Raw genomic sequence first — 22,321 nt, forward strand, 5'->3', positions numbered from 1 at the left:
GTAGGTCGGCACCCGGCAGGCTTCCTCGCGTCAGATGTGGGCTTACTGCCTGGATCCCGGCCTGCGCCGGGATGACGGAAATTGTTCGTGGAGCACACCGTGCCTCAATCGTTTCGCACGGCGACGTTGACGGTCTGGGGGCGGCCGGAGCTTGCGCCCGAGACGTCGGTCACTTCGACGTCGAAGCGGGCTTTCTCCGCCCCCGAGCCGTCATGAACGAAATAGACCTGCGCACTTTCGAGATCGGCTTGCGAGAACGTGGCGACGGCCCGCGCGGGACTGCTCGACAGCGCGACGTGCCCGCCCGACGCGTTCGAAATATGGAACGTCAGATTTTCGGGCCGGTCATCGGGATCGAGGGCGTTGAGGTCGGCGGTCGTGATGCGCACCGAACGGCCCTTCGATACGGTAAGGTCAAGGTCGCCGCCGAGGGTCGGGGGAATATTACGGACGTGCGCTGTCAGCTCGCCGCCCTCTTCCATCGCCAGGCGGCCGTATTTGATTTTGCCGGTGGCGTGGCCGGTGCTCTTGATGCGGATCAGCTGCTGGACGCGGACATCGCCCTGAACCGTGCCGTGGATTTCCGCGCTGTCGGCGCTGACGTTGCCGAAGAGCCTACCGCCCTCCTGCACGATCACCTCGGCCGATGAGACACCGCCTTCGACGTAGCCCCAGATTTCGATGCGCTGTCCGTTCTTGACCTCGCCCTTCAGGACGGCGTCTTCCCCGATGATCAGCACGCCACGATTGTCGGACATCGCGTTTTACTCCGTTACGCAGGACAAGGACCCGGATGCAGGGCGGGGCCACAGGCGCAACGTCGGCCACGATTTTGTCAGCTTGTCGGCGGTGCTAGTACCCTTTCTGGCGATAACGAAGTTAACGGCCATGGGAAGCCGGTCTTCGTCGTGGCTTCGCCCCGCTCCGACCGAGGATGGCGAAATTCTCGCGCTAGCCCGGGACCTGAAGCTGCAAGACGCGATTGCCGCGCTTGACGGAAATCTGCCAGAGCTGACGGCGGCCTTCGAGGGCGCTCTCGGCGGCGTCGACGTTTGCGATCTTTTCTTTGCCGATAGCAACAATGACATCGCCCGGCTGAAAGCCGAATTGCTGCGCCGTCGAGCCGTCCCGCACCGAGGTGACGACGACGCCACCGATGTCGTCGAGATCGAATTCGTCGGCCACGGAGGGCAGAATGTTCGAGATGCGTGCGCCGTCGAGCGGGTGATTGCCGGAAAGATTTTTGGCGTCGTTCTTGCCGGGCTTCGGTGCGCCGACCAGCGGTAGCGCAATCTCGACGGGCTTCTTGTTGCGCAAAACCGTCAGCCGCGCAGTCTGGCCGATGCCCTTCGTCGTCAGGCGATAATAGACAGCGCGGGCATCGAGAACCTCGACGCCATCGACGTTGGTGATGACGTCTCCGGCTTCGAGTCCGGCGGCGGCGGCAGGACCGTTGTCGTAGAGCCTCGTGACGACCGCTCCGGAGACGCGGTCGAGGCCGAGCCCTTCTGCGATCTCGCGCGACATCACCTCAAGCTTGGCGCCAATCCAGGGCTTCTCGACTTTGCGGCCTTGGGCGGCGCTCTCGGCATAGACGCGCACGAGGTTCGATGGGATCGCAAAGCCGATGCCGACCGAGCCGCCAGATTGCGAATAGATCATCGTGTTGATGCCGACGAGGCGGCCCGACATATCGACAAGCGCGCCGCCCGAGTTGCCGGGATTGATCGCAGCATCCGTCTGGATGAAGACCTGGCTGTCGGACTGGCCTATCTCGGTGCGCGACAAGGCGGATACGATACCGCTCGTCACCGTCTGGCCGACGCCGAACGGGTTGCCGATGGCAAGCACGAGATCGCCGACTTCGAGTGAATCGGAATCATCGAACGGCAGGAATGGGAAATTGCCGTCGCCGCCTTCGATTTTCAGCACGGCAATGTCGGCCTTGTCGTCCTGGGCGATGACTTTGGCGTCGTACTCGCGCTTGTCGGCAAGCGCCACGCGGATGGCGGCGTCGCTGCCGCCCTTGATGACGTGGGTGTTGGTGACGACGAGTCCTTCGCGATTGACGATGACGCCCGAGCCGAGAGAACTCAGCACGCGTTCGGATGGATGCCCGAAGGCATTGCCGAAGAAGTGGCGGAAGAAGGGATCATTGGCGAACGGCGAGTCGAAGGTTTGCACGCGCGAACGGACGTAGACGTTGACGACGGCCGGAGCCGCCTTTTTGACGATCGGCGCATAGGAATACTGCACGGCCTCGCGCGAGGGCGGCGGAACCCGTTCTTCGGCAAAGCTCTCTTCCGCCGGGCCGAAGAATTTCGGCGCGACACCGGCTGCAACCGCCAAGGCCGCGCAGACCAGGAACCACTTCTTCATTGTCATCGATCAGCTCTTCCGGATGGGTTCAGCGTGGCTGCCCCACAGTTGCCCTGTCACCGCCTCGGCGAGGCGAATCCGGTCTGAGAGATACGTTTGGGCCGGGGTCAGATCAACCTAAGGTCTCGTAATGATCGGACGGCCGCCGAGACCGCTTCATCGGCGCTGCGCAGGGAAAGCCCCAGTTCGGCCTTTGCCCTGGCGTTGCTATAGGCTTTCTTTTCTCCGAGTTCGGGCAGCACGGTCCGCAACTTCCTGTCGAAAACGGCGATGGCCCGCACGGCAAAGTCGGGAAGCTCGAATTTGGGTACCTTGGAGCGCAGATCCGGCAGTTCGCGCGCCAGGATCTGGCCGAGATCAAACAAGCTCAGACGGCCTTCGCCAACCAGATACCGCCGCCCGGCAACACCCGGCTGAAAGGCGCCGGCCACATGCGCGGCAGCGACATCGCGCACGTCGGTCACGGGGAAGCTTATGCTCGGCGCGGCCGGATAGGTGCCTTTTGCCAGGATGCGATAAAGTTCATGCGAGGTCGAGAGGTCGCCGTCCGCCGCCGGACCTTGGATGAAGCTCGGATTGATGACGACGAGTTCGGGCGCTTCGCGAGATCTGGCAAAATCCCATGCCGCCTTTTCAGCGATGGTCTTCGATTTGAAATAGGGCGTGAGATCGGCGCGCGTTTCGTCGGTGAAGTCGTCCTCCGAATAGACGTGTCCCTTCGGCCGATCGCTGGGATAGAAAATCGCGACCGTCGAGGACGTGAGCACGACACGCGGAACGGCCGCGTTCGCCGCCGCTTTCAGAACGCGCAAGGTGCCGTCGCGCGCCGGCTTGATGATGTCGTCGGGGTTTTCCGGCTGCGTCATCGGAAAGGGCGATGCGGTATGGACGACAGCCTTGGCGCCGCCGACGGCTTCCTCCCAGCCCACGTCGTTGACGAGGTCGGCGACGATGAACGTCAGTTTGGCCGGATCGGCGCCGAGACGGCTCACGGCGCGGCGAACGTCTTCGGCCTTGGTCATGCTCCTGAGCGTGCCGCGGACGCTGTGGCCGCCGCGCAGGAACTCGGCGATGGTGTGCTTGGCGACAAAGCCGCTGGCGCCTGTGACAACGACTTGAGGATCGGACGGCATTCTGGACACACCTGCTGCTCGGCGAGCGGCACGGCCGGAGCCACCGCTCAGACGGGATAGTCGTGCAGAACGCGGCCAAATAGCAATGTCAGATCGGCGAGGAAATGCGCGGTTCGGCCGGAAAGCCTGCCGTCATACACCTGCAACAGGAACGCGCGAAAAACCCGGCAACCGAGCTGGAGAGGGCATCGCAATTTTCCAGATGGGCATCGTTCACAGGATATTCCCGCGCCTGACACGATGCACATCATCCCGCCCTCAAAGCAAAACCCCGGCGCAGCTCTCAGCGCCGGGGTTTTTGTTTTTCGAGTTCGAGGGCTGTTGCGATCAGCTCTGTGCCTGCTCGGCGAGCATCGCTTCGTGGCGGGCCTTGTCCTCGGCGCCCTTCACACTCTCGTCGCGATCGACGAGTTCGATGACGGCACGCGGCGAGGCATCGCCGTAGCGGAAGCCGGCCTTCAGAACGCGCGTGTAGCCGCCATTGCGGTTCTTGTAGCGCGGGCCGAGGACGTCGAAGAGCTTCTTGACCTGGTCGTCGTCGCGCAGGCGGGCGGCGGCGAGGCGGCGCGAATTCAAATCACCGCGCTTTGCGAGCGTGATGTACTTGTCGACGACGCGCTTCAGGTCTTTCGCCTTCGGCAGCGTGGTGATGATCTGTTCGTGCTTGATGAGGGCGGCAGCCAGGTTCGAGAACATCGCCTGGCGGTGGCCGGACTGGCGGCCGAAACGGCGGCCGAGTTTCTTGTGTCGCATAGTGTCTTCATCCTTACATTGTTGGCCCGCGGTGCCTGTTGAATGGCTTGGCCGCGAAGCTTGAGTTGACCGTCGGCTTTCGCCATCCGGTTCAGCGCGGGAGGTTCTATGGCCTCACCTTCGCCTATGCTCCTTCTCCCCGTTTTACGGGGAGAAGGCTGGGATGAGGGGCGGCAACAATTGCCGGAGCAAGCTTCCGCCCCTCACCCTAACCCTCTCCCCACGAGTGGGGAGAGGGAATTCAAATCAATACTGGTCTTCGAAACGCTTCGCCAGTTCGTCGATGTTGTCCGGCGGCCAGTTCGGAACTTCCATGCCGAGATGGAGACCCATCGTGGCGAGGACTTCCTTGATCTCGTTGAGCGACTTGCGGCCGAAGTTCGGCGTGCGCAGCATCTCGGCTTCCGTCTTCTGGATCAGGTCGCCGATGTAGACGATGTTGTCGTTCTTCAGGCAGTTCGCCGAGCGCACCGAAAGCTCGAGCTCGTCGACCTTCTTCAAAAGGGCGGCGTTGAAGGCGAGCTCCGGATGGCGCTGCTCTTCCTGTGCCTTCTTCGGCTCTTCGAAGTTGATGAAGACGGCGAGCTGGTCCTGCAGGATGCGGGCGGCGAGCGCGACGGCGTCCTCCGGGCGGACCGAGCCGTCGGTTTCGACGACCATCGTCAGCTTATCGTAGTCGAGGATCTGGCCTTCGCGGGTGTTCTCAACCTTGTAGGAGACCTTCTTGACCGGCGAGTAGAGGCTGTCGACAGGGATCAGGCCGATCGGCGCATCTTCGGGGCGGTTGCGGTCGGAGGCGACGTAGCCCTTGCCGATGTCGGCCGTGAATTCCATGCGGATCGCGGCGCCCTGGTCGAGGTGGCAGATCACGTGGTCGGGGTTCAGGACTTCAACTTCAGACGACATCTCGATGTCGCCAGCGGTTACGGGGCCTGCGCCTTCCTTCTTCAGAACCATGCGCTTCACGCCTTCGGAGTGAATGCGGAGCGCAATTTCCTTGATGTTCAGAATGATGTTGGTCACGTCTTCGCGGACGCCCGGAACCGACGAGAACTCGTGCAGCACGCCGTCGATCTGCACCGTCTTGATGGCGGCGCCCTGAAGCGACGAGAGCAGCACGCGGCGGAGCGCGTTGCCGAGCGTCATGCCGAAGCCACGCTCGAGCGGCTCGGCGACGACGGTCGCGATGCGCGAGCGGTCGCGGCCGGTTTGGATTTCAAGCTTCGACGGCTTGATCAGGTCTTGCCAGTTCTTCTGGAGAACGTTCACGAGATACCTCGTTAGTTTTGCGCGGACGGGGGAGCGGGCCGCGGAATCTCATAGCGGTGCATGCGTCGCGGCGCGCCGAATGGATGGCGCGCCCGCGGAAATCGTCTTAGACGCGACGGCGCTTGCGCGGGCGGCAGCCGTTGTGCGGGATCGGCGTGACGTCGCGGATCGAGGTGATCTGGAAGCCGACGGCCTGCAAAGCGCGAAGTGCCGATTCACGGCCCGAACCCGGACCGCAAACTTCGACTTCAAGCACCTTCATGCCGTGCTCTTGGGCCTTCTTGCCAGCGTCTTCGGCGGCGATCTGAGCGGCATACGGTGTCGACTTGCGCGAGCCCTTGAAGCCCTTCGTGCCCGACGACGACCAGGCAATTGTGTTGCCCTGCGCGTCGGTGATGGTGATCATCGTGTTGTTGAACGACGCGTTGACGTGTGCGACGCCCGACGTGATGTTCTTCTTCTCGCGCTTTTTGACTTTACCGCGCGCTGCTGCTGCTTCCTTGGCCATTACCGTCGTTGCTCCATGCCTCGTTCGAGGAGGCTAATAAACGTTATGCGCGCCGGCAGCGGCGCGCGGAATTCCAGCTCGCGACTACTTCGTCGCCTTCTTCTTGCCGGCGATCGGAACGGCCTTGCCCTTGCGGGTGCGGGCGTTCGTGTGCGTGCGCTGACCGCGAACGGGCAAGCCCTTGCGGTGGCGGAGACCACGGTAGCAGCCGAGGTCCATCAGGCGCTTGATGTTGGTCTGGACTTCGCGACGGAGATCGCCCTCGACCGTGTAATCGCGGTCGATCGTTTCGCGGATCTGCAGAACCTCGGCATCGGTCAACTGGTTGACGCGGCGCTCGGCCGGGATGCTGCACTTCTCGCAAATCTCTTTCGAGAATTTCGGTCCGATGCCGTGAATATAGCGCAGCGCGATCTCGACGCGCTTGTTTGTCGGAATGTTGACGCCTGCGATGCGGGCCACTTCAGTCTCCTGCCTCTAAATCTCGTGCGGAATTAACGATGCCGTTTTCTTTGTCTTTTCAAGTGCCAATAGGCGCAACGACCGCAAAACCGGGGTTGCAAGCCCTGGTCGGATCAAGTTGAGCCCTAGAAGAAAGTTGCGTGTTCTACCTCGGGTCTTCTGTTCCGTCAATGCGTGCTTTTCTCTTTGTCAAGCATCCTGGAATTGATTCAAAACCGTGCTGATCTGGCGGCTGACCTCGTCGATCTGCGCCATTCCGTCCACGGATTTGAGTAGTTTATGAGCATAATAATAGCCGATGAGCGGCGCCGTCTCGCGGTAGTAGGCGATCAGGCGGGTTTTCAGGGCTTCGGCGTTGTCGTCGGCGCGGACCGTGCCGCCTGCCGCGAGCGTCTCGCGGGCGCGACATTCTATCCGTTCGACCAGCTTGGTATCGTCGACCTTGAGCTCGATGACGCAGTCGATGTGGCGGCCACGGGACTTCAAAAGGGTATCGAGGGCGTCGGCCTGGGGCAGCGTGCGGGGAAAGCCGTCCAGGATGAAGCCTTTGGCGCAATCGGGCTCGGCGATCCGGTCGGCAATGATGCCAATGACGATGTCGTCGCTGACCAGGCCGCCCTCGGCCATGATCTTCTTGGCCTTGAGGCCGACCGGCGTTCCCGCCTTGACTGCGGCGCGAAGCATGTCACCGGTCGAGAGCTGGGGCAGTCCGAGCTTCTCGGAGATGAGCTGCGACTGTGTCCCTTTGCCCGCCCCCGGCGGCCCCAGCAGCATCAGGATCATCGCCGCGCTCCGCGAAGCTTGGCCTTCTTGATCAGACCTTCGTACTGCTGCGCGATCAGGTGGCTTTGGACTTGGGCGACGGTGTCCATCGTGACGCTGACCGCGATCAGCAGCGAGGTGCCGCCGAAGTAGAGCGGGATGCCGGCGTAAGACGTCAGGATTTCAGGAAGCACGCACACCGCTGCCAGGTAGAGTGCGCCGACGACCGTGATGCGCGTCAAAACGTAGTCGATGTACTCGGCCGTCTTTTCGCCGGGACGGATGCCGGGCAGGAAGCCGCCATACTTGCGCAGGTTGTCGGCCGTTTCCTTCGGATTGATGACGACGGCGGTGTAGAAGAACGCGAAGAACAGGATCAACAGCGCATAGATCAACATGTGCAGCGGCTGGCCCGAGCCAAGCGCGGCGACGGCTTCGTTCAGCCATTCCGGCCCCTGCCCCGCCGTGAACTGTGCGACCGTAATCGGCAGCAACAGCAGCGAGGATGCAAAGATCGGCGGGATGACGCCCGACGAGTTGAGCTTCAGCGGCAGATGCGACGCCTCGCCCTGGAACATCTTGTTGCCGACCTGGCGCTTTGGATACTGCACCAGCAGACGCCTCTGGGCGCGCTCGAAGAACACGATCGCGGCGACGACCGCGAGCGCGAGCGCCAGGAAAAACACGAGAATGCCGGGTGAGATCGAGCCCGTGCGCGACAACTCGAAAAGTTGTACGAGCGCGCCGGGAAGCCCAGCAACAATGCCTGCGAAGATGATCAGCGACGTGCCGTTGCCGACGCCGCGCTGCGTGATCTGCTCGCCAAGCCACATCAGGAACACGGTGCCGCCGACCAGCGTGATGACGGTGGTGGCACGGAAGAAGACGCCCGGGTCCATGACGACGGCGCCCGCCGCGTTGCGCGATCCTTCAAGACCGACGGCGATGCCGTAGGCTTGGAGGGCCGCCAATATGACGGTGAGATAGCGGGTGTATTGGTTGATCTGCTTGCGGCCCGCTTCACCCTCTTTCTTCAGGGCTTCGAGCTTCGGCGAAATCGAGCTCATCAGCTGCATGATGATCGACGCCGAGATGTAGGGCATGATGTTCAACGAGAAAATGGCGAGGCGCTGCAGCGCTCCGCCCGAGAACATGTTGAACATGCCGAGAATGCCGCCGGCCTGAGACTTGAACGTCTCGGCGAAGGCGGCGGGATTGATGCCGGGCAGCGGAATGAACGTGCCCAGGCGATAAACGATGAGCGCGCCGAGCGTGAACCACAGGCGCCGCTTCAGATCTTCCGCCTTGGCAAAGGCTGAGAAGTTCAGGTTTGAAGCAAGCTGCTCGGCAGCGGAAACCATTGGTCTCTTCTCCTAACCGTTGCGGTCATGCCCAACGGGCAGAACCACAACTTGGGGCAGGAACGCGCCGTTTCCAGTGCTCCCCGCCTCGAACGCCTCGACCGGATCAGTCCCCCGCTCCGGCCGCGCGTATCATTCTTCCGATTTCGCGGCGCCGGGCTTCTTGCCCTTGGCGGCCTTCTTGGCCTCGGACTTTTTGCGCTTTTCTTCGTCGGCCGCAATCACCTTCGGCTCGATCAGCGTAATAGAGCCGCCGGCCTTTTCGATGGCTTCCTTCGCTTTTGCGGACGCATGGTTAACCGTGATCGAGATCTTGGCTTTGATCTCGCCGTCGCCGAGAAGGCGCAAGCCATGCTTCGGACGGCGGACGATGCCCGCTTCGATCAGCGTCTTAAGGTCAACCGGCTTGGAGCCGTCGAGGCGCTTGTCTTCGATTGCCTGCTGCAGCGAGCCGACGTTGATCTCGTTGAAATCCTGCGGGCGCCACTTGTTGAAGCCGCGCTTCGGCAGACGGCGATGCAACGGCATCTGGCCGCCTTCGAAGCCGCCAATCGCGACGCCGGTACGTGCCGTCTGGCCCTTACCGCCGCGGCCGCCCATCTTGCCTAACCCTGAGCCGATACCACGGCCGATGCGGACGCGCGTTTTCTTCGCGCCGGGATTATCTTTGATGCCATTGAGACGCATGGTCGTCATTTCCCTTCTTCGACCTGCACGAGGTGCTGAACTTTTTTCAGCATGCCGCGGACGGCCGGTGTGTCTTCGAGCGTCGAGGTGCGACCGAGCTTGTTGAGCCCGAGGCCGATCAGCGTCTCGGCCTGCCGCTCGGGCCGCCGGTTGGGGCTTTTCACCTGTGTCAGCGTGATCGTTTTCTTCGCCATGTCGTAACCTCAGATCCCTTTGTGAAGCGGCGGCATTGCAACAGCCGCTTCGTCGTTTTATCTGCGCTTCAGTTGCCCACATCGCAACCGCGCGTATCTGCGCTTCAGTTGCGGCGCGGCAACCGCGCGGTTCTCAATCAGACGTCGGCACCGGCCTCGACGACGGACGAGCCGTCACGGCGGCGAGCCACGATGTCGGAAACCTTCTTGTTCCGGCGAGCGGCGACGCCGCGCGGATTTTCCTGTGCCTTCAGCGCATCGAACGTGGCGCGGACGACGTTGTACGGGTTGGTCGACCCCATCGACTTCGCGACGATGTCATGCACGCCGACCATCTCGAACACGGCGCGCATGGCGCCGCCGGCGATGATGCCGGTGCCGGGAGGCGCCGAGCGAAGGATCACCTTGCCCGAGCCGTGACGGCCGACGCTGTCATGGTGAAGCGTGCGGGCATCGCGCAGCGGCACGCGGAGAAGGTTGCGCTTGGCACCTTCCGTCGCCTTGCGGATCGCTTCCGGCACTTCACGCGCCTTGCCGTGACCGAAGCCAACGCGGCCCTTCAGGTCGCCGACGACGACCAACGCAGCAAAGCCGAAGCGCTTACCGCCCTTGACGACCTTGGCAACGCGATTGATGTGCACGAGCTTATCGGAAAACTCGCTGTCGCGTTCCTCGCGGTCTTTGCCACGTTCTCTTTGGGGTCCACGTGCCACGATCTCGTTCCTCTCGGGTATCTCTTAAAACTTCAGACCGCCTTCGCGGGCGGCATCGGCGAGCGCCTTGACGCGCCCATGAAACAGAAAGCCGCCGCGGTCGAAGACGACCTCGGTGACGCCGGCCTTGATCGCGCGCTCGGCGACGAGCTTGCCGACGGCTGCCGCAGCAGCTTTGTCGGCTCCCGTCTTGACCGTGCCCTTGACGTCTTTTTCAAGCGTCGAAGCGGCAGCGACCGTTACGCCCTTCACGTCGTCGATCACCTGCGCGTAGATGTTCGCAGACGAACGGTGAATGGAAAGCCGAGGGCGGCCATTGGCGGCTGCCTTGACGGCGCGGCGAACACGCGCGCGGCGGTTCGCAGTTTTCTGATTGGTGTTGGCCATCGGTGCCGATCCTACTTCTTCTTGCCTTCCTTGCGGAGGATGTATTCGCCTTTATAGCGCACGCCCTTGCCCTGATAGGGCTCAGGCTTGCGCGATGCTCGGATGACGGACGCCACTTGGCCGACCACCTGCTTGTCGATGCCAGAAACCGTCAGCAGTTCCTGCTTGGCGCCGCCGACCTTGACGTCGACACCGGCCGGAATCTTCAGCACGACGTCGTGGCTGTAGCCGACCGAAAGCGTCAGCGTGTCCTTGCCCTTCATCGCCGCCTTGAAGCCGACGCCATGAATTTCGAGGTCGTGGCTGTAGCCGTCGGTCACGCCCTTGATGAGGTTCGCGATCTGGGTCCGCGACATGCCCCACTTCGAACGTGCGAGCTTGGTGTCTTCGAGAAGGCTGACGTCGATGCCTTCGTCGGTCCTCTGGACCTTCAAAGCGTCGGGAACCGTGAAGGCGAGTTCGCCTTTCGGGCCCTTCATCTTGACGGTCTGACCGGTGATCGTCGCCGTTACGTTCGACGGGACCGGAACGGGTTTCTTACCGATGCGCGACATGGCTTCTTCAAACCTTGTTTCGCCGAGGCCTCAGGCCCCAGCCTTTAGAATACGTTGCAGATGACTTCGCCGCCGACGTTGGCTTCGCGCGCCTTCGAGTCCGACATGACGCCCTTCGGCGTGGACAGGATGGCGACGCCAAGACCGTTGGCGACCGTCGGAATGCCTTTCACCGGCGAATAAACGCGGCGGCCGGGCTTCGAAATGCGCTCGATCTCGCGGATGGCCGGTTGGCCATTGTAATACTTGAGCTCGATCTCGAACTGCGGGAGCTCGCCCTTCAATTCGACGCGGCTGTAGCCGCGGATGTAGCCTTCCTCGGCGAGAACGTCGAGGACGCGCGCGCGCAGGTTCGAGGCAGGAGTGGCGACCTTCGGCCGGCGACGCATCTGAGCGTTCCGGATGCGAGTGAGCATATCGCCGATGGGATCATTCACGGACATTGATGCTTCCTCTTACCAGCTCGACTTGACCATGCCCGGGATGCGGCCCTGGCTCGCCAGCTCGCGGAGCTGGTTACGGCACATCTTGAGCTTGCGGTAATTGCCGCGCGGGCGGCCGGTGATTTCGCAGCGGTTACGGACGCGAACCTTCGAGCCGTTGCGGGGCATTTCGGCGAGCTTCAAGCGCGCAGCGAAACGCTCTTCCGGCGTCTTGGTCTTGTCCTTGGCGAGCAGCTTCAGGCGCTTGCGCTTCGGGGCCTGCTCGGCCGCCATTTTGCGGCGGCGGTTGTTCTTTTCAATCGAACTGGTCTTTGCCATTTCTTCTCCTCCAAAGGCCTTTCGGCGTTTTGTGCCGAGGTCCTCTAGCTACGGAACGGGAAGTTGAAGCCCTTGAGCAATTCGCGGGCTTCGTCATCAGTCTTGGCCGACGTGCAAACGATCACGTCCATGCCCAATACGTTGTCGACCTTGTCGTAGTCGATCTCGGGGAACACGAGGTGCTCTTTCAGGCCGGTCGCGTAGTTGCCGCGGCCGTCGAAGCTCTTCGGGTTCAAACCGCGGAAGTCCTTCACGCGCGGCAGCGCGATGGTGACGAACCGGTCGAGAAATTCGTACATGCGGTCGCCGCGGAGCGTCACCTTGGCGCCGATCGCCATGCCTTCGCGCAACTTGTAGGTCGCGATGGCCTTGCGGGCGCGCGTGACGACCGGCTTCTGGCCGGCGATGAGCGCGAGATCAGCAGCCGCGACGTCAACTTTCTTACGGTCGTTGACGGCTTCGCCAACGCCCATGTTGATCACGACTTTTTCGATCTTCGGAATCTGCATCACGTTGGCATAGCCGAACTTCTCTTTGAGAGCGTCGCGGACAACCTTCTCGTAATGCGATTTCATGCGCGGCTTGTAATCGGCCGGACGCGGCGCAGCGGGTGCGCGCGGTTCGGACGACGCGGCCTTGGCGGCCTTCGCCTTCTTCTCGCCGCCCTTTGCAGCTCCACCCTGGGGAGCGCCGCCGGCGGGCTTAGCAGCCTTTTTTTCTTCCTTAGCCATGGCCTAGTTCTTCTCCGGGATGTGCTCGCCCGAGCGCTTTGCAACGCGGACCTTCTTGCCGTCGGCGAGGATCTTGAAGCCGACGCGGGTCGGCTTGCCGTCTTTGGGATCCTCGAGCGCGATGTTCGACAGGTCGATCGGGCCTTCCTTGGAAATGATGCCGCCTTCCTGCGTCGCCGACTGGCGCTGATGACGGCGCACCATGTTGACGCCACGCACGAGCGCGCGGTTTTCTTTCGGGCGGATCTCGATCACCTCACCGCTTTTGCCTTTGTCGCGGCCGGCGAGGACGACGACCTTATCGCCCTTCTTGATTTTAGCAGCCGACATTTAGAGAACCTCCGGCGCAAGCGAAACGATCTTCATGTGGTTCTTGGCGCGAAGCTCGCGCGTAACGGGTCCGAAGATGCGGGTGCCGACCGGCTCGCCGTTGGCGTTGACCAACACTGCGGCGTTACGGTCGAAGCGGATCAGCGAACCATCGGCGCGGCGAATGCCCTTCGCGACGCGGACGATGACGGCTTTCATCACCTGGCCCTTCTTGACGCGGCCCTTCGGGATAGCCTCCTTGACGGAGACGACGATGGTATCACCCACCGTCGCGTACTTGCGCTTCGAGCCGCCCAGCACCTTGATGCACTGAACGCGGCGCGCGCCCGAATTGTCGGCGACGTCGAGATTGCTCTCCATCTGGATCATCGCGTCGTTCCTTCTCTCATGGCTTCAAGAGGCATACTCTCAAAGCCCATCTTTGCTACTTGCCTCACCGGCTCGCGGGGTCTTGGGGCAATTCCCAACTCTCCGACGGCCCGAAAGGCGCTCTTAAAGCGTTCGATCGCTTTGCGCGAGCTGAGGCTTATGCCTCAAGACGCGATTGCAATCCAACGTTTGTTCTTGGAAATCGGCCGGGTCTCTTGGATTTCGACCTGGTCGCCTACCTTGAACGAATTCGATTTCATCATGCGCGTGGTACTTCTTGGTACGACGCACGGTCTTCTTCAGCAGCGGATGGGTATAGCGACGCTCGACCTGAACGACGATGGTCTTGTCGTTCTTGTCGGATACCACGACACCCTGCAGCACGCGCTTCGGCATAATCTCGTTCTCCCTTACGCGCCTTTTTTGACGCTGCCACCGCGCCGGGCAACGGCTGCGGTCTTGACGCGCGCGATGTCACGGCGAACCGTCCGGATGCGCGCGGTGTTCTCAAGCTGACCCGAAGCCTTCTGGAAGCGCAGGTTGAACTGCTCTTTCTTGAGCTTCACAAGCTGGTCGTCGAGCTGATCGAGCGACATGCCCTTGAAATCGTCGGCCATGACTTTTCTCAACTCCTATTCAATTCGCGTAATGACGCGGCATTTGATCGGAAGCTTCGCGGCGCCGAGCGCCAGCGCTTCCTTCGCGACCTGCTGGTTCAAACCGCCGAGCTCGAAGATGATGCGGCCGGGCTTGACGCGCGCCACCCAAAGCTCGGGCGAACCCTTACCGGAGCCCATGCGGACTTCGGCGGGCTTCTTCGACACCGGCACATCCGGGAAGATGCGCAGCCACATGCGGCCGGCACGCTTCGTATGACGAGCGATGGCGCGACGTGCGGCTTCGATCTGGCGAGCTGTCAGACGCTCGGGCTCCATGGCCTTCAGACCCACTTCGCCGTAAGCGAGCGTGGTGCCCGACTTGGCGGCGCCGTGGATGCGGCCCTTGAACTGTTTGCGGAACTTCGTCCGTTTCGGTTGCAGCATGATGAGTTGCCTCTGAATTCCTTACGCTTCGGGCGTCGACGGAGTGGCGTCCGAGGCCGTCGGGGCGTTGCCGCCACCTGCACCGCCACGTCCACCGCCGCCACCGCGACCGCCGCGGCCGGGACGACGGTCACGGCGATCCTGGCGGTCGCCATCGTCACGACGCGGACGCGGAGCGCCGCTCTCTTGCATTTCGGTGAGCTTCTTGTCGGAAGCCATCGGATCGTGCTCGATGATCTCGCCCTTGAAGACCCAAACCTTGATGCCGATGATGCCATAGGCCGTGCGCGCCACGCCGTAGCCGAAGTCGATGTCGGCGCGGAGCGTGTGCAGCGGCACGCGGCCTTCGCGATACCACTCGGTACGTGCGATTTCAGCGCCACCCAGGCGGCCGGCGACGTTGATACGGATGCCGACGGCGCCGAGACGGAGAGCCGACTGGACCGCACGCTTCATCGCGCGGCGGAACGCGACGCGGCGCTCGAGCTGCTGAGCGATGCCTTCGGCGATCAGGGTCGCATCGATTTCCGGCTTGCGGATCTCGAGGATGTTCAGGTGAACTTCCGAGCTCGTCAGCTTGGCGAGATCGGCGCGCAGGCGTTCGATCTTTTCGCCCTTCTTGCCGATCAGGATGCCGGGACGCGCCGTCATCACCGTGACGCGGCACTTCTTGTGCGGACGCTCGATGACGACCTTCGAGATGCCGGCCTCGCGCTGCTCCTTCATGATGTGAGCGCGGATGGCGCGGTCCTCGTGAAGCAGCTTGCCGTATTCACCGCGAGCGGCGAACCAGCGGCTGTCCCAGGTCCGGTTGATGCCAACGCGGAGGCCGACGGGATTGACTTTCTGACCCATATTACTTGGCCTCCTTGGCCGCAGCCTTCTTAGGCGCGGACTTCTTTGCGGCTTTCTTCTCTTTCTTTTCCTCTTCGACCTGGCGGACGACGACGGTGAGCTGAGAGAAGGGCTTCAGGATCGGAGCGCCGCGGCCGCGGCCGCGCGCGTGGAAGCGCTTCATGACCAGGTTCTTGCCGACGTAGGCTTCGGCAACGATCAGGTCGTTGACGTCGAGGGAATGGTTGTTCTCGGCGTTGGCGACAGCGCTCATCACGCACTTGCGGACATCCCCCGCGATGCGCTTTTCGCTGAATTCGAGTTCGGCGAGCGCCTGCTCGACCTTCTTGCCGCGGATCAGACCGGCGACGAGGTTCAGCTTCTGCGGGGAGATGCGCAGCGATTTGACGACCGCTTGGGCCTCGGTGTCGGCGAGGCGCCGCTCGTGGCTTGGCTTGCCCATTTTATCTCTTCACCGCTTTCTTGTCGCCGCCGTGTCCGTGGAAAATACGGGTCGGAGCGAATTCACCGAACTTGTGGCCGATCATGTCTTCCGTCACGGCGACGGGGATGTGCTTCTGGCCGTTGTGCACGCCGAAGGTCAGCCCGACGAACTGAGGAAGGATCGTGGAGCGGCGGCTCCAGATCTTGATGACCTCATTGCGGCCGGACGAACGCGACTTCTCCGCCTTCTTGAGGAGGTAGCCGTCAACGAACGGACCTTTCCATACTGAACGTGTCAAAGTCGAATCTCCTTGAGTGCGCCGCTACTACTTCTTCTTCGCCTTCTGGCGCGAGCGGACGATATATTTCGTGGTCGTCTTGTTCTTGCGGGTCTTGAAGCCCTTGGTCGGCTTGCCCCATGGCGTCGCCCAATGCTTACCGCCCTTCGTACGACCACCGTTGGGGTGATCGACCGGGTTCATCGCAATCGAGCGAACGGTCGGACGGCGGCCGAGCAGACGGGTGCGTCCGGCCTTGCCGACGACGGTGTTCATGTGGTCGGGGTTCGACACCGCACCGACGGTCGCCATGCACTCGGCGCTGACCTTGCGGGTTTCGCCCGAGTTGAGCTTCAGAACGGCATAACCAGAGTCACGGCCGACGAGCTGGACGAAGGAACCGGCCGAACGAGCGACCTGGCCGCCCTTGCCCGGCTTCATCTCGACGTTGTGCACGATCGTGCCGATCGGCATGGCCGAGAGCGGCATGGCGTTGCCCGGCTTGACGTCCACCTTGGCGCCGGCGACGACCGTGTCGCCAACACCCAAGCGCTGCGGCGCCAGGATGTAAGCCTGCGTGCCGTCCTCGTACTTGATGAGGGCGATGAACGCGGTGCGGTTCGGATCGTATTCGAGACGCTCGACGTTGGCCGGCGCATCGAACTTGCGACGACGGAAGTCGATCTTGCGGTAAGCCTGCTTCGCGCCGCCGCCGATGTGGCGCGACGTGATGCGGCCATCGCTGTTACGACCGCCGGTCTTGGTCTTGCCCTCGACGAGCGTCTTGACGGGCTTGCCCTTCCAGAGCGTCGAACGGTCGACCTGAATGAGGTGACGGCGACCGGGCGATGTCGGGTTGTATGTTCTAAGCGCCATGACTTATCCTCAGAGCCCCGTCGTCACGTCGATGGAATGACCATCTTCGAGCGTGATGACCGCCCTCTTCGTATCGCTCAAGACGGCCTTGATGCCCTTGAACGTCCTCTGCTTGCCCTTGCGGACGATCGTGTTGACGGCCTTCACCTTGACCTTGAACAGGCCTTCGATGGCTGCCTTGATCTCGGTCTTCGTCGCGTCAGGCTTGACCTTGAAGATCACCTGATTGGCTTCGGACGCGAGCGTCGCCTTTTCCGTGATGACCGGCGCGACGATGACATCGTATGCGGAGCGTTTGCTGCTCATTTGAAGCGCTCCTCAAGAGCTGCGACTGCGGCCCGCGTCAGCACCAGCTTCTTACGACGCAGAATGTCGTAGACATTGATGCCCTGGATCGGGAGCACGTCGATGTTCGGGATGTTGCGAGCAGCGCGCGTGAAATTCACTTCGAGCTCGGCACCATCGATGATCAGAGCGTTCTCGAGCGACAGCTTGGCGAACTGCGCCTTGAGCGCCGTCGTCTTGCCTTCCGCCGACGTCGCCTTGTCGATCACGACGATCTCGCCGGCTTTCGCCTTCGACGAGAGTGCGTGACGGAGCGCCAGCGCGCGAACCTTCTTCGGCAGCTCGATGGCGTGCGAACGGGGCTTCGGACCGAACGCCTTGCCGCCGCCGCGGAACTGCGGAGCCGACTTGTCGCCGTGACGAGCACCGCCGGTGCCCTTCTGCTTGTACATCTTCTTGCCCGTGACCGCGACTTCCGAGCGGTCCTGAGCATGATGCGTGCCGGCCATGCGCTTCAGCGTCTGATAGCGCACCATGCGGTGGATGAGGTCGTTGCGGACCTCAAGACCGAAAATGTCGTCGGCAAGCTCGATATCGCCGGACTTACCGGCATCGAGGCTGGTGACTTCGGCTTTCATCACGCGCCTTCCTTCTTCGCTTCGCCACGCGCCTTGAATGCACCGGGCTTCGGCACATCAGCGTGCGCGGCTTTCTTCACGGCGTCGCGGACGACAACCCAGCCACCCTTCGAACCGGGGACGGCACCGCGAACCATCACTAGGCCGCGTTCCTTGTCGATCTTGGCGACGACGAGGTTCTGCGTCGTGACGCGCTCATCGCCCAGATGGCCGGCCATCTTCTTACCCTTGAAGACCTTGCCCGGATCCTGGCGCTGACCGGTCGAACCATGGGCACGGTGCGTGACCGAGACGCCGTGGGTGGCTCTCAGACCGCCGAAGTTCCAGCGCTTCATGGCGCCCTGGAAACCCTTACCCTGGGTGGTGCCCGTCACGTCGACGAACTGGCCCGGGACGAAGTGGTCGGCGGTGATTTCCGCGCCAACATCGATGAGGTTCTCAGGACTGACACGAAACTCTGCGATCTTCCGCTTCGGTTCGACTTCGGCCTTCGCAAACGTGCCGCGCTCGGACTTTGTCAGACGCGAGGGTTTCCTCGTGCCGCCGCCGACCTGGATGGCGGTATAACCGTTCTTCTCCTCGGTGCGGTGCGAGAGAACCTGGAGGTTCTCAAGACGCAGCACCGTGACGGGGATGTGTTCGCCCGCGTCGGTGAAGATCCGGGTCATACCGATCTTCTGTGCTATCACTCCGGAACGCATCTGCATTCCTTCCTATCGTTGGGGCCATTCGCGTTACCGCCAGAGGGCCCGAAGTTCTTGTTTAGAGCTTGATCTCGACGTCCACGCCTGCAGCGAGGTCGAGCTTCATCAATGCGTCGACCGTCTGCGGCGTCGGATCGACGATGTCGAGCAAACGCTTGTGGGTCCGCATCTCGAATTGCTCGCGGCTCTTCTTGTCGATGTGCGGCGAACGGTTGACCGTAAAGCGTTCGATGCGCGTCGGCAGCGGGATGGGACCGCGAACTTCAGCACCGGTACGCTTCGCCGTGTTCACGATCTCGCGGGTCGATGCATCGAGAATACGATGATCGAATGCCTTGAGCCGGATGCGGATGTTTTGGCCGTGCATGGCTTTGTGCTTTCACTTCTCTCGCAGAAAAAGATTTGGGGAAGCGACGTTAGGGACGCTTCCCCTGAAATACCTGCCTACTCGAGGATCTTGGTGACGACGCCGGCGCCGACGGTACGGCCGCCTTCGCGAATGGCGAAGCGGACCTTCTCTTCCATGGCGATCGGCTGGACGAGTTCGACCGTGACCGAGACGTTGTCGCCCGGCATAACCATTTCCGTGCCTTCGGCGAGCTTGACGGTTCCCGTCACGTCGGTCGTGCGGAAGTAGAACTGCGGACGATAGTTCGTGAAGAACGGCGTGTGACGGCCACCCTCTTCCTTGTTGAGGATGTAGGCCTCAGCGGCGAACTTCTTGTGCGGCTTCACGGAACCCGGCTTGCAAAGAACCTGGCCACGCTCGACGGCTTCCTTGTCGATGCCGCGCAGGAGGCAGCCGACGTTGTCGCCAGCCTCGCCCGAGTCGAGCAGCTTGCGGAACATTTCGACGCCGGTAACGACCGACTTCTGGGTGTCGCGGAGACCGACGATCTCGACTTCCTCGCCGACCTTGATGGTGCCGCGCTCGATACGGCCGGTGACGACCGTACCGCGGCCCGAGATCGAGAACACGTCTTCGATCGGCATCAGGAACGGCTGATCCTTCGGACGCTCCGGGATCGGGATGTATTCGTCCATCGCCTCGTAGAGCTTGATGATGGCTTCGTCGGCGAGCGGGCCCTTCTCACCGTTGAGCGCCTTGACGGCAGCACCACGGATGACAGGGGTGTCATCGCCCGGGAAGTTGTACTTCGAGAGAAGTTCGCGGACTTCCATTTCGACGAGATCAAGCAGCTCTTCGTCTTCGACGATATCGCACTTGTTCAGGAACACGACGATCTTCGGCACGCCGACCTGGCGGGCGAGAAGGATGTGCTCACGTGTCTGGGGCATCGGGCCGTCAACAGCCGACACGACGAGGATCGCGCCGTCCATCTGAGCGGCGCCGGTGATCATGTTCTTGACGTAGTCGGCGTGGCCTGGGCAGTCGACGTGCGCATAGTGACGGTTCGGCGTCGCGTATTCGACGTGCGAGGTGGCGATCGTCAAAATCTTTGTCGGGTCGCGGCGGCCCTGGCTTTCCGAGGCCTTTGCAACTTCGTCATAGGCGATCGAGGTCGCCGTCCAGCCGCGATCGGCTGAAACCTTCGTCAAGGCTGCGGTCAGCGTTGTCTTGCCGTGGTCGACGTGTCCGATCGTACCGACGTTGCAATGCGGCTTGTTCCGCTCGAATTTTGCCTTCGCCATCGTTGGCTCTCCTTAGTCCTACTATCGGGTCCCAGTTCTTCCGATCCGGGAATTCCAGCTTCTTTTCTTCGAGCCTTGCGGGCGGATACTCTCGCCGGCCGGGCCCAACTTCTCATCAGGCGTACTTGGCTTTCACCTCGTCCGCCACGTTGCGCGGCACGTCCGAATAATGTGCGAACTGCATCGTGTACTGCGCGCGACCAGTCGACATCGAGCGCAGCGTGTTGATGTAGCCGAACATGTTCGCGAGCGGAACGAACGCGCGGATGACGGTCGCATTGCCGCGCATCTGCTGATCGCGGATCTGCCCGCGCCGTGAGTTGATGTCGCCGATCACACCGCCGACGAACTCGCCGGGCGATACGACTTCGACGTCCATGATCGGTTCGAGAAGCTTGACGCCAGCCTTCTCGCAACCTTCCTTCATGGCCGCACGCGTCGCGATTTCGAAGGCGATCGCGGACGAGTCCACTTCGTGGAAAGCGCCGTCGTAAAGGTTGACCTTCATGTCGACCATCGGGAAGCCGATAAGCATCCCGCTGTCCCACACTGAATTGACGCCCTTTTCGACGCCGGGGATGTATTCCTTCGGAATAGAACCACCGACGATCGAGGTCGTGAACTCGTTGCCCTTGCCGACTTCGTTCGGTTCGAGCTTCAGCTTGACACGCGCGAACTGGCCCGTGCCGCCCGTCTGCTTCTTATGCGTGTAGTCGATGTCCGTCGCGCGAGCGAGCGTCTCACGATAAGCAACCTGCGGCGCACCCGTGTTGGCTTCGACGCCATAGGTACGCTTCAGGATGTCGACTTTGATGTCGAGATGAAGTTCGCCCATGCCCTTGAGGATCGTCTCGCCGGATTCGGGATCGACTGAAACGCGGAAAGACGGATCTTCCAAAGCCAGCGTGTGAAGCGCGATCGCCATCTTTTCCTGATCGGCCTTCGTTTTCGGCTCGACCTTCATTTCGATGACGGGGTTCGGGAAGTCCATCTTCTCGAGGATGACCGGCTTCAAGGGATCGCAAAGCGTTTCGCCCGTGCGCGTGTCCTTCAAGCCCTGCAAAGCGACGATGTCGCCGGCGAAAGCTTCCTTGATTTCTTCGCGGTCGGCGGCGTGCATCAGATACATGCGGCCAGCGCGCTCTTTCTTATCGCGCGTCGTGTTGGCGAGCGCCATGCCCTGCTCGAGCTTGCCCGAGTAGATACGGCAGAACGTGATCGACCCGACGTGCTCGAAGCTCATGATCTTGAAGGCGATCATCGACAGCGGTTCGGCGTCGGAAGGTTTGCGAAGGATCTCTCCTCCGGTCTTGGGATCAATACCGGCGTAGGCTTCGCGATCGAGCGGCGACGGCAGGAAGTCAACGACGGCGTCGAGCAGAGGCTGTACACCCTTATTCTTGAAGGCCGAGCCACACAGCATCGGATAGAAGGCGCGCGTTACCGTCGCCTTGCGGATGAGCTTGCGCAGCGTCGCCTCGTCGGGCTCGTTGCCTTCAAGGAACGCCTCGAGCGCGGCATCGTCCATCTCGACGGCAGCTTCGATCATGGCGGCGCGATATTCATTGGCCTTATCGACGAGATCGGCGGGGATCTCGCCCTCAACCATCTTCGCGTCTTTGCCGTCACCGTCCCAGGTGATCGCCTTCATCTTGATGAGATCGATGACGCCCTGGAAATTCGACTCGGCACCAATCGGAAGCTGCAGCGGAACGGCACGGGCTCCGAGCTTGTCCTTGATGTCGGCGAGGCACATGTAAAAGTCGGCGCCAGTCTTATCCATCTTGTTGGAGAAGATGATGCGCGGAACGTTGTACTTGTCACCCTGGCGCCAGACGGTTTCCGTCTGCGGTTCGACGCCTTGGTTCGAGTTCGAGCACGCACACGGCGCCGTCGAGCACGCGCAGCGAACGCTCGACCTCGATGGTGAAGTCGACGTGGCCTGGAGTATCAATGATGTTCAGACGGCGCTTCTTGCCGTCGCGGCCGGTCCAGAAACAGGTCGTCGCGGCCGACGTGATCGTGATGCCGCGCTCAGCTTCCTGATCCATGAAGTCCATCGTGGCGGCGCCGTCATGGACTTCGCCGATCTTGTAGGACTTGCCGGTGTAATAGAGGACGCGCTCGGTCGTGGTCGTCTTGCCAGCATCAATGTGAGCCATGATGCCGAAGTTGCGATAATCCTCGATCGGGTATTGCCGGGCCATGTGAGT

The 22,321-nt window shown here is 62.0% G+C and carries 30 protein-coding genes and 2 pseudogenes; all 32 read right to left on the reverse strand.

From position 1 onward, the window contains the following. Positions 1-104: 104 nt before the first annotated feature. The gene (locus tag QM780_RS07170; protein WP_415069792.1) at positions 105-758 is read right to left on the reverse strand and encodes a polymer-forming cytoskeletal protein; all 654 of its coding nucleotides are present in this window, start codon (positions 756-758) and stop codon (positions 105-107) included. A gap of 193 nt (positions 759-951) precedes the next feature. Then, complete coding sequence (locus QM780_RS07175; RefSeq protein WP_415069793.1) at positions 952-2,385, reverse strand: Do family serine endopeptidase; 1,434 nt, start codon at positions 2,383-2,385, stop codon at positions 952-954. A 101-nt stretch (positions 2,386-2,486) separates the two neighbouring features. Then, complete coding sequence (locus QM780_RS07180) at positions 2,487-3,512, reverse strand: NAD-dependent epimerase/dehydratase family protein (protein ID WP_415069794.1); 1,026 nt, start codon at positions 3,510-3,512, stop codon at positions 2,487-2,489. Between the two features lie 327 nt (positions 3,513-3,839). Continuing rightward, on the reverse strand, positions 3,840-4,265 hold the full coding sequence (gene rplQ / locus QM780_RS07185; RefSeq protein WP_415069795.1) for a 50S ribosomal protein L17: 426 nt from the start codon (positions 4,263-4,265) through the stop codon (positions 3,840-3,842). A 246-nt stretch (positions 4,266-4,511) separates the two neighbouring features. Beyond that, entirely contained in the window at positions 4,512-5,534 is a 1,023-nt protein-coding gene (locus QM780_RS07190; RefSeq protein ID WP_013948166.1) for a DNA-directed RNA polymerase subunit alpha, read from the reverse strand. A gap of 106 nt (positions 5,535-5,640) precedes the next feature. Then, positions 5,641-6,042, reverse strand: coding sequence for a 30S ribosomal protein S11 (gene rpsK, locus QM780_RS07195; protein ID WP_290986424.1), 402 nt, complete (start codon positions 6,040-6,042; stop codon positions 5,641-5,643). A gap of 84 nt (positions 6,043-6,126) precedes the next feature. Next, on the reverse strand, positions 6,127-6,504 hold the full coding sequence (gene rpsM, locus QM780_RS07200) for a 30S ribosomal protein S13 (protein ID WP_415069796.1): 378 nt from the start codon (positions 6,502-6,504) through the stop codon (positions 6,127-6,129). Positions 6,505-6,693: 189 nt separating this feature from the next. Beyond that, positions 6,694-7,287 (reverse strand): adenylate kinase, encoded by a 594-nt coding sequence (locus QM780_RS07205; RefSeq protein WP_415069797.1) that lies wholly within the window; start codon positions 7,285-7,287, stop codon positions 6,694-6,696. Next, positions 7,284-8,627: a preprotein translocase subunit SecY gene (gene secY, locus QM780_RS07210; protein ID WP_415069798.1), complete on the reverse strand. Its 1,344-nt coding sequence runs from the start codon at positions 8,625-8,627 to the stop codon at positions 7,284-7,286. Before secY ends, QM780_RS07205 begins: the two co-directional genes overlap by 4 nt. A 132-nt stretch (positions 8,628-8,759) precedes the next feature. After that, the gene (rplO, locus tag QM780_RS07215) at positions 8,760-9,314 is read right to left on the reverse strand and encodes a 50S ribosomal protein L15 (protein ID WP_415071983.1); all 555 of its coding nucleotides are present in this window, start codon (positions 9,312-9,314) and stop codon (positions 8,760-8,762) included. Between the two features lie 5 nt (positions 9,315-9,319). Continuing rightward, a complete protein-coding gene (gene rpmD / locus QM780_RS07220) occupies positions 9,320-9,508 on the reverse strand; it encodes a 50S ribosomal protein L30 (protein WP_415069799.1) in 189 nt (62 codons plus the stop codon). A gap of 137 nt (positions 9,509-9,645) precedes the next feature. Further along, positions 9,646-10,221, reverse strand: a complete 576-nt coding sequence (rpsE, locus tag QM780_RS07225) for a 30S ribosomal protein S5 (protein WP_415069800.1) — start codon at positions 10,219-10,221, stop codon at positions 9,646-9,648. 24 nt (positions 10,222-10,245) lie between these two features. Beyond that, the gene (rplR, locus tag QM780_RS07230) at positions 10,246-10,608 is read right to left on the reverse strand and encodes a 50S ribosomal protein L18 (RefSeq protein ID WP_415069801.1); all 363 of its coding nucleotides are present in this window, start codon (positions 10,606-10,608) and stop codon (positions 10,246-10,248) included. An 11-nt stretch (positions 10,609-10,619) separates the two neighbouring features. Then, the gene (rplF, locus tag QM780_RS07235) at positions 10,620-11,162 is read right to left on the reverse strand and encodes a 50S ribosomal protein L6 (RefSeq protein WP_415069802.1); all 543 of its coding nucleotides are present in this window, start codon (positions 11,160-11,162) and stop codon (positions 10,620-10,622) included. Positions 11,163-11,206: 44 nt separating this feature from the next. Next, positions 11,207-11,605, reverse strand: coding sequence for a 30S ribosomal protein S8 (gene rpsH, locus QM780_RS07240; RefSeq protein ID WP_415069803.1), 399 nt, complete (start codon positions 11,603-11,605; stop codon positions 11,207-11,209). Between the two features lie 12 nt (positions 11,606-11,617). Further along, a complete protein-coding gene (rpsN, locus tag QM780_RS07245; protein ID WP_415069804.1) occupies positions 11,618-11,923 on the reverse strand; it encodes a 30S ribosomal protein S14 in 306 nt (101 codons plus the stop codon). 44 nt (positions 11,924-11,967) lie between these two features. Further along, positions 11,968-12,654, reverse strand: coding sequence for a 50S ribosomal protein L5 (rplE, locus tag QM780_RS07250; RefSeq protein ID WP_415069805.1), 687 nt, complete (start codon positions 12,652-12,654; stop codon positions 11,968-11,970). A 3-nt stretch (positions 12,655-12,657) separates the two neighbouring features. Then, the gene (gene rplX / locus QM780_RS07255; RefSeq protein WP_415069806.1) at positions 12,658-12,984 is read right to left on the reverse strand and encodes a 50S ribosomal protein L24; all 327 of its coding nucleotides are present in this window, start codon (positions 12,982-12,984) and stop codon (positions 12,658-12,660) included. Next, positions 12,985-13,353, reverse strand: coding sequence for a 50S ribosomal protein L14 (rplN, locus tag QM780_RS07260; protein WP_013948182.1), 369 nt, complete (start codon positions 13,351-13,353; stop codon positions 12,985-12,987). It abuts the gene before it with no gap. A 164-nt stretch (positions 13,354-13,517) separates the two neighbouring features. Continuing rightward, a pseudogene (gene rpsQ / locus QM780_RS07265) lies at positions 13,518-13,749 on the reverse strand (30S ribosomal protein S17). A gap of 14 nt (positions 13,750-13,763) precedes the next feature. Beyond that, positions 13,764-13,970 (reverse strand): 50S ribosomal protein L29, encoded by a 207-nt coding sequence (gene rpmC / locus QM780_RS07270; RefSeq protein ID WP_415069807.1) that lies wholly within the window; start codon positions 13,968-13,970, stop codon positions 13,764-13,766. Between the two features lie 15 nt (positions 13,971-13,985). After that, the gene (rplP, locus tag QM780_RS07275) at positions 13,986-14,396 is read right to left on the reverse strand and encodes a 50S ribosomal protein L16 (protein WP_290986403.1); all 411 of its coding nucleotides are present in this window, start codon (positions 14,394-14,396) and stop codon (positions 13,986-13,988) included. Positions 14,397-14,417: 21 nt separating this feature from the next. After that, positions 14,418-15,251 carry a 30S ribosomal protein S3 gene (rpsC, locus tag QM780_RS07280; protein ID WP_415069808.1) on the reverse strand — a complete coding sequence of 278 codons (834 nt, stop codon included), beginning with the start codon at positions 15,249-15,251 and terminating at the stop codon, positions 14,418-14,420. Between the two features lies 1 nt (position 15,252). Further along, complete coding sequence (gene rplV, locus QM780_RS07285) at positions 15,253-15,693, reverse strand: 50S ribosomal protein L22 (protein WP_415069809.1); 441 nt, start codon at positions 15,691-15,693, stop codon at positions 15,253-15,255. Between the two features lies 1 nt (position 15,694). Beyond that, the gene (rpsS, locus tag QM780_RS07290; RefSeq protein WP_046846876.1) at positions 15,695-15,973 is read right to left on the reverse strand and encodes a 30S ribosomal protein S19; all 279 of its coding nucleotides are present in this window, start codon (positions 15,971-15,973) and stop codon (positions 15,695-15,697) included. Positions 15,974-16,000: 27 nt separating this feature from the next. Then, positions 16,001-16,828 (reverse strand): 50S ribosomal protein L2, encoded by an 828-nt coding sequence (gene rplB / locus QM780_RS07295; protein WP_415069810.1) that lies wholly within the window; start codon positions 16,826-16,828, stop codon positions 16,001-16,003. Between the two features lie 9 nt (positions 16,829-16,837). Next, on the reverse strand, positions 16,838-17,134 hold the full coding sequence (locus QM780_RS07300) for a 50S ribosomal protein L23 (protein ID WP_415069811.1): 297 nt from the start codon (positions 17,132-17,134) through the stop codon (positions 16,838-16,840). Beyond that, positions 17,131-17,751 carry a 50S ribosomal protein L4 gene (gene rplD / locus QM780_RS07305; protein WP_013948191.1) on the reverse strand — a complete coding sequence of 207 codons (621 nt, stop codon included), beginning with the start codon at positions 17,749-17,751 and terminating at the stop codon, positions 17,131-17,133. Before rplD ends, QM780_RS07300 begins: the two co-directional genes overlap by 4 nt. Further along, positions 17,751-18,452: a 50S ribosomal protein L3 gene (gene rplC / locus QM780_RS07310; protein WP_013948192.1), complete on the reverse strand. Its 702-nt coding sequence runs from the start codon at positions 18,450-18,452 to the stop codon at positions 17,751-17,753. Before rplC ends, rplD begins: the two co-directional genes overlap by 1 nt. A gap of 61 nt (positions 18,453-18,513) precedes the next feature. After that, positions 18,514-18,822, reverse strand: coding sequence for a 30S ribosomal protein S10 (rpsJ, locus tag QM780_RS07315; RefSeq protein ID WP_013215045.1), 309 nt, complete (start codon positions 18,820-18,822; stop codon positions 18,514-18,516). Between the two features lie 77 nt (positions 18,823-18,899). Next, positions 18,900-20,108, reverse strand: a complete 1,209-nt coding sequence (tuf, locus tag QM780_RS07320) for an elongation factor Tu (protein WP_415069812.1) — start codon at positions 20,106-20,108, stop codon at positions 18,900-18,902. A 115-nt stretch (positions 20,109-20,223) separates the two neighbouring features. Next, positions 20,224-22,315: pseudogene (gene fusA / locus QM780_RS07325) on the reverse strand (elongation factor G). Between the last annotated feature and the right edge of the window lie 6 nt (positions 22,316-22,321).

Source organism: Hyphomicrobium sp. (assembly GCF_047600905.1).
In the GTDB taxonomy this organism is placed as follows: domain Bacteria; phylum Pseudomonadota; class Alphaproteobacteria; order Rhizobiales; family Hyphomicrobiaceae; genus Hyphomicrobium_B.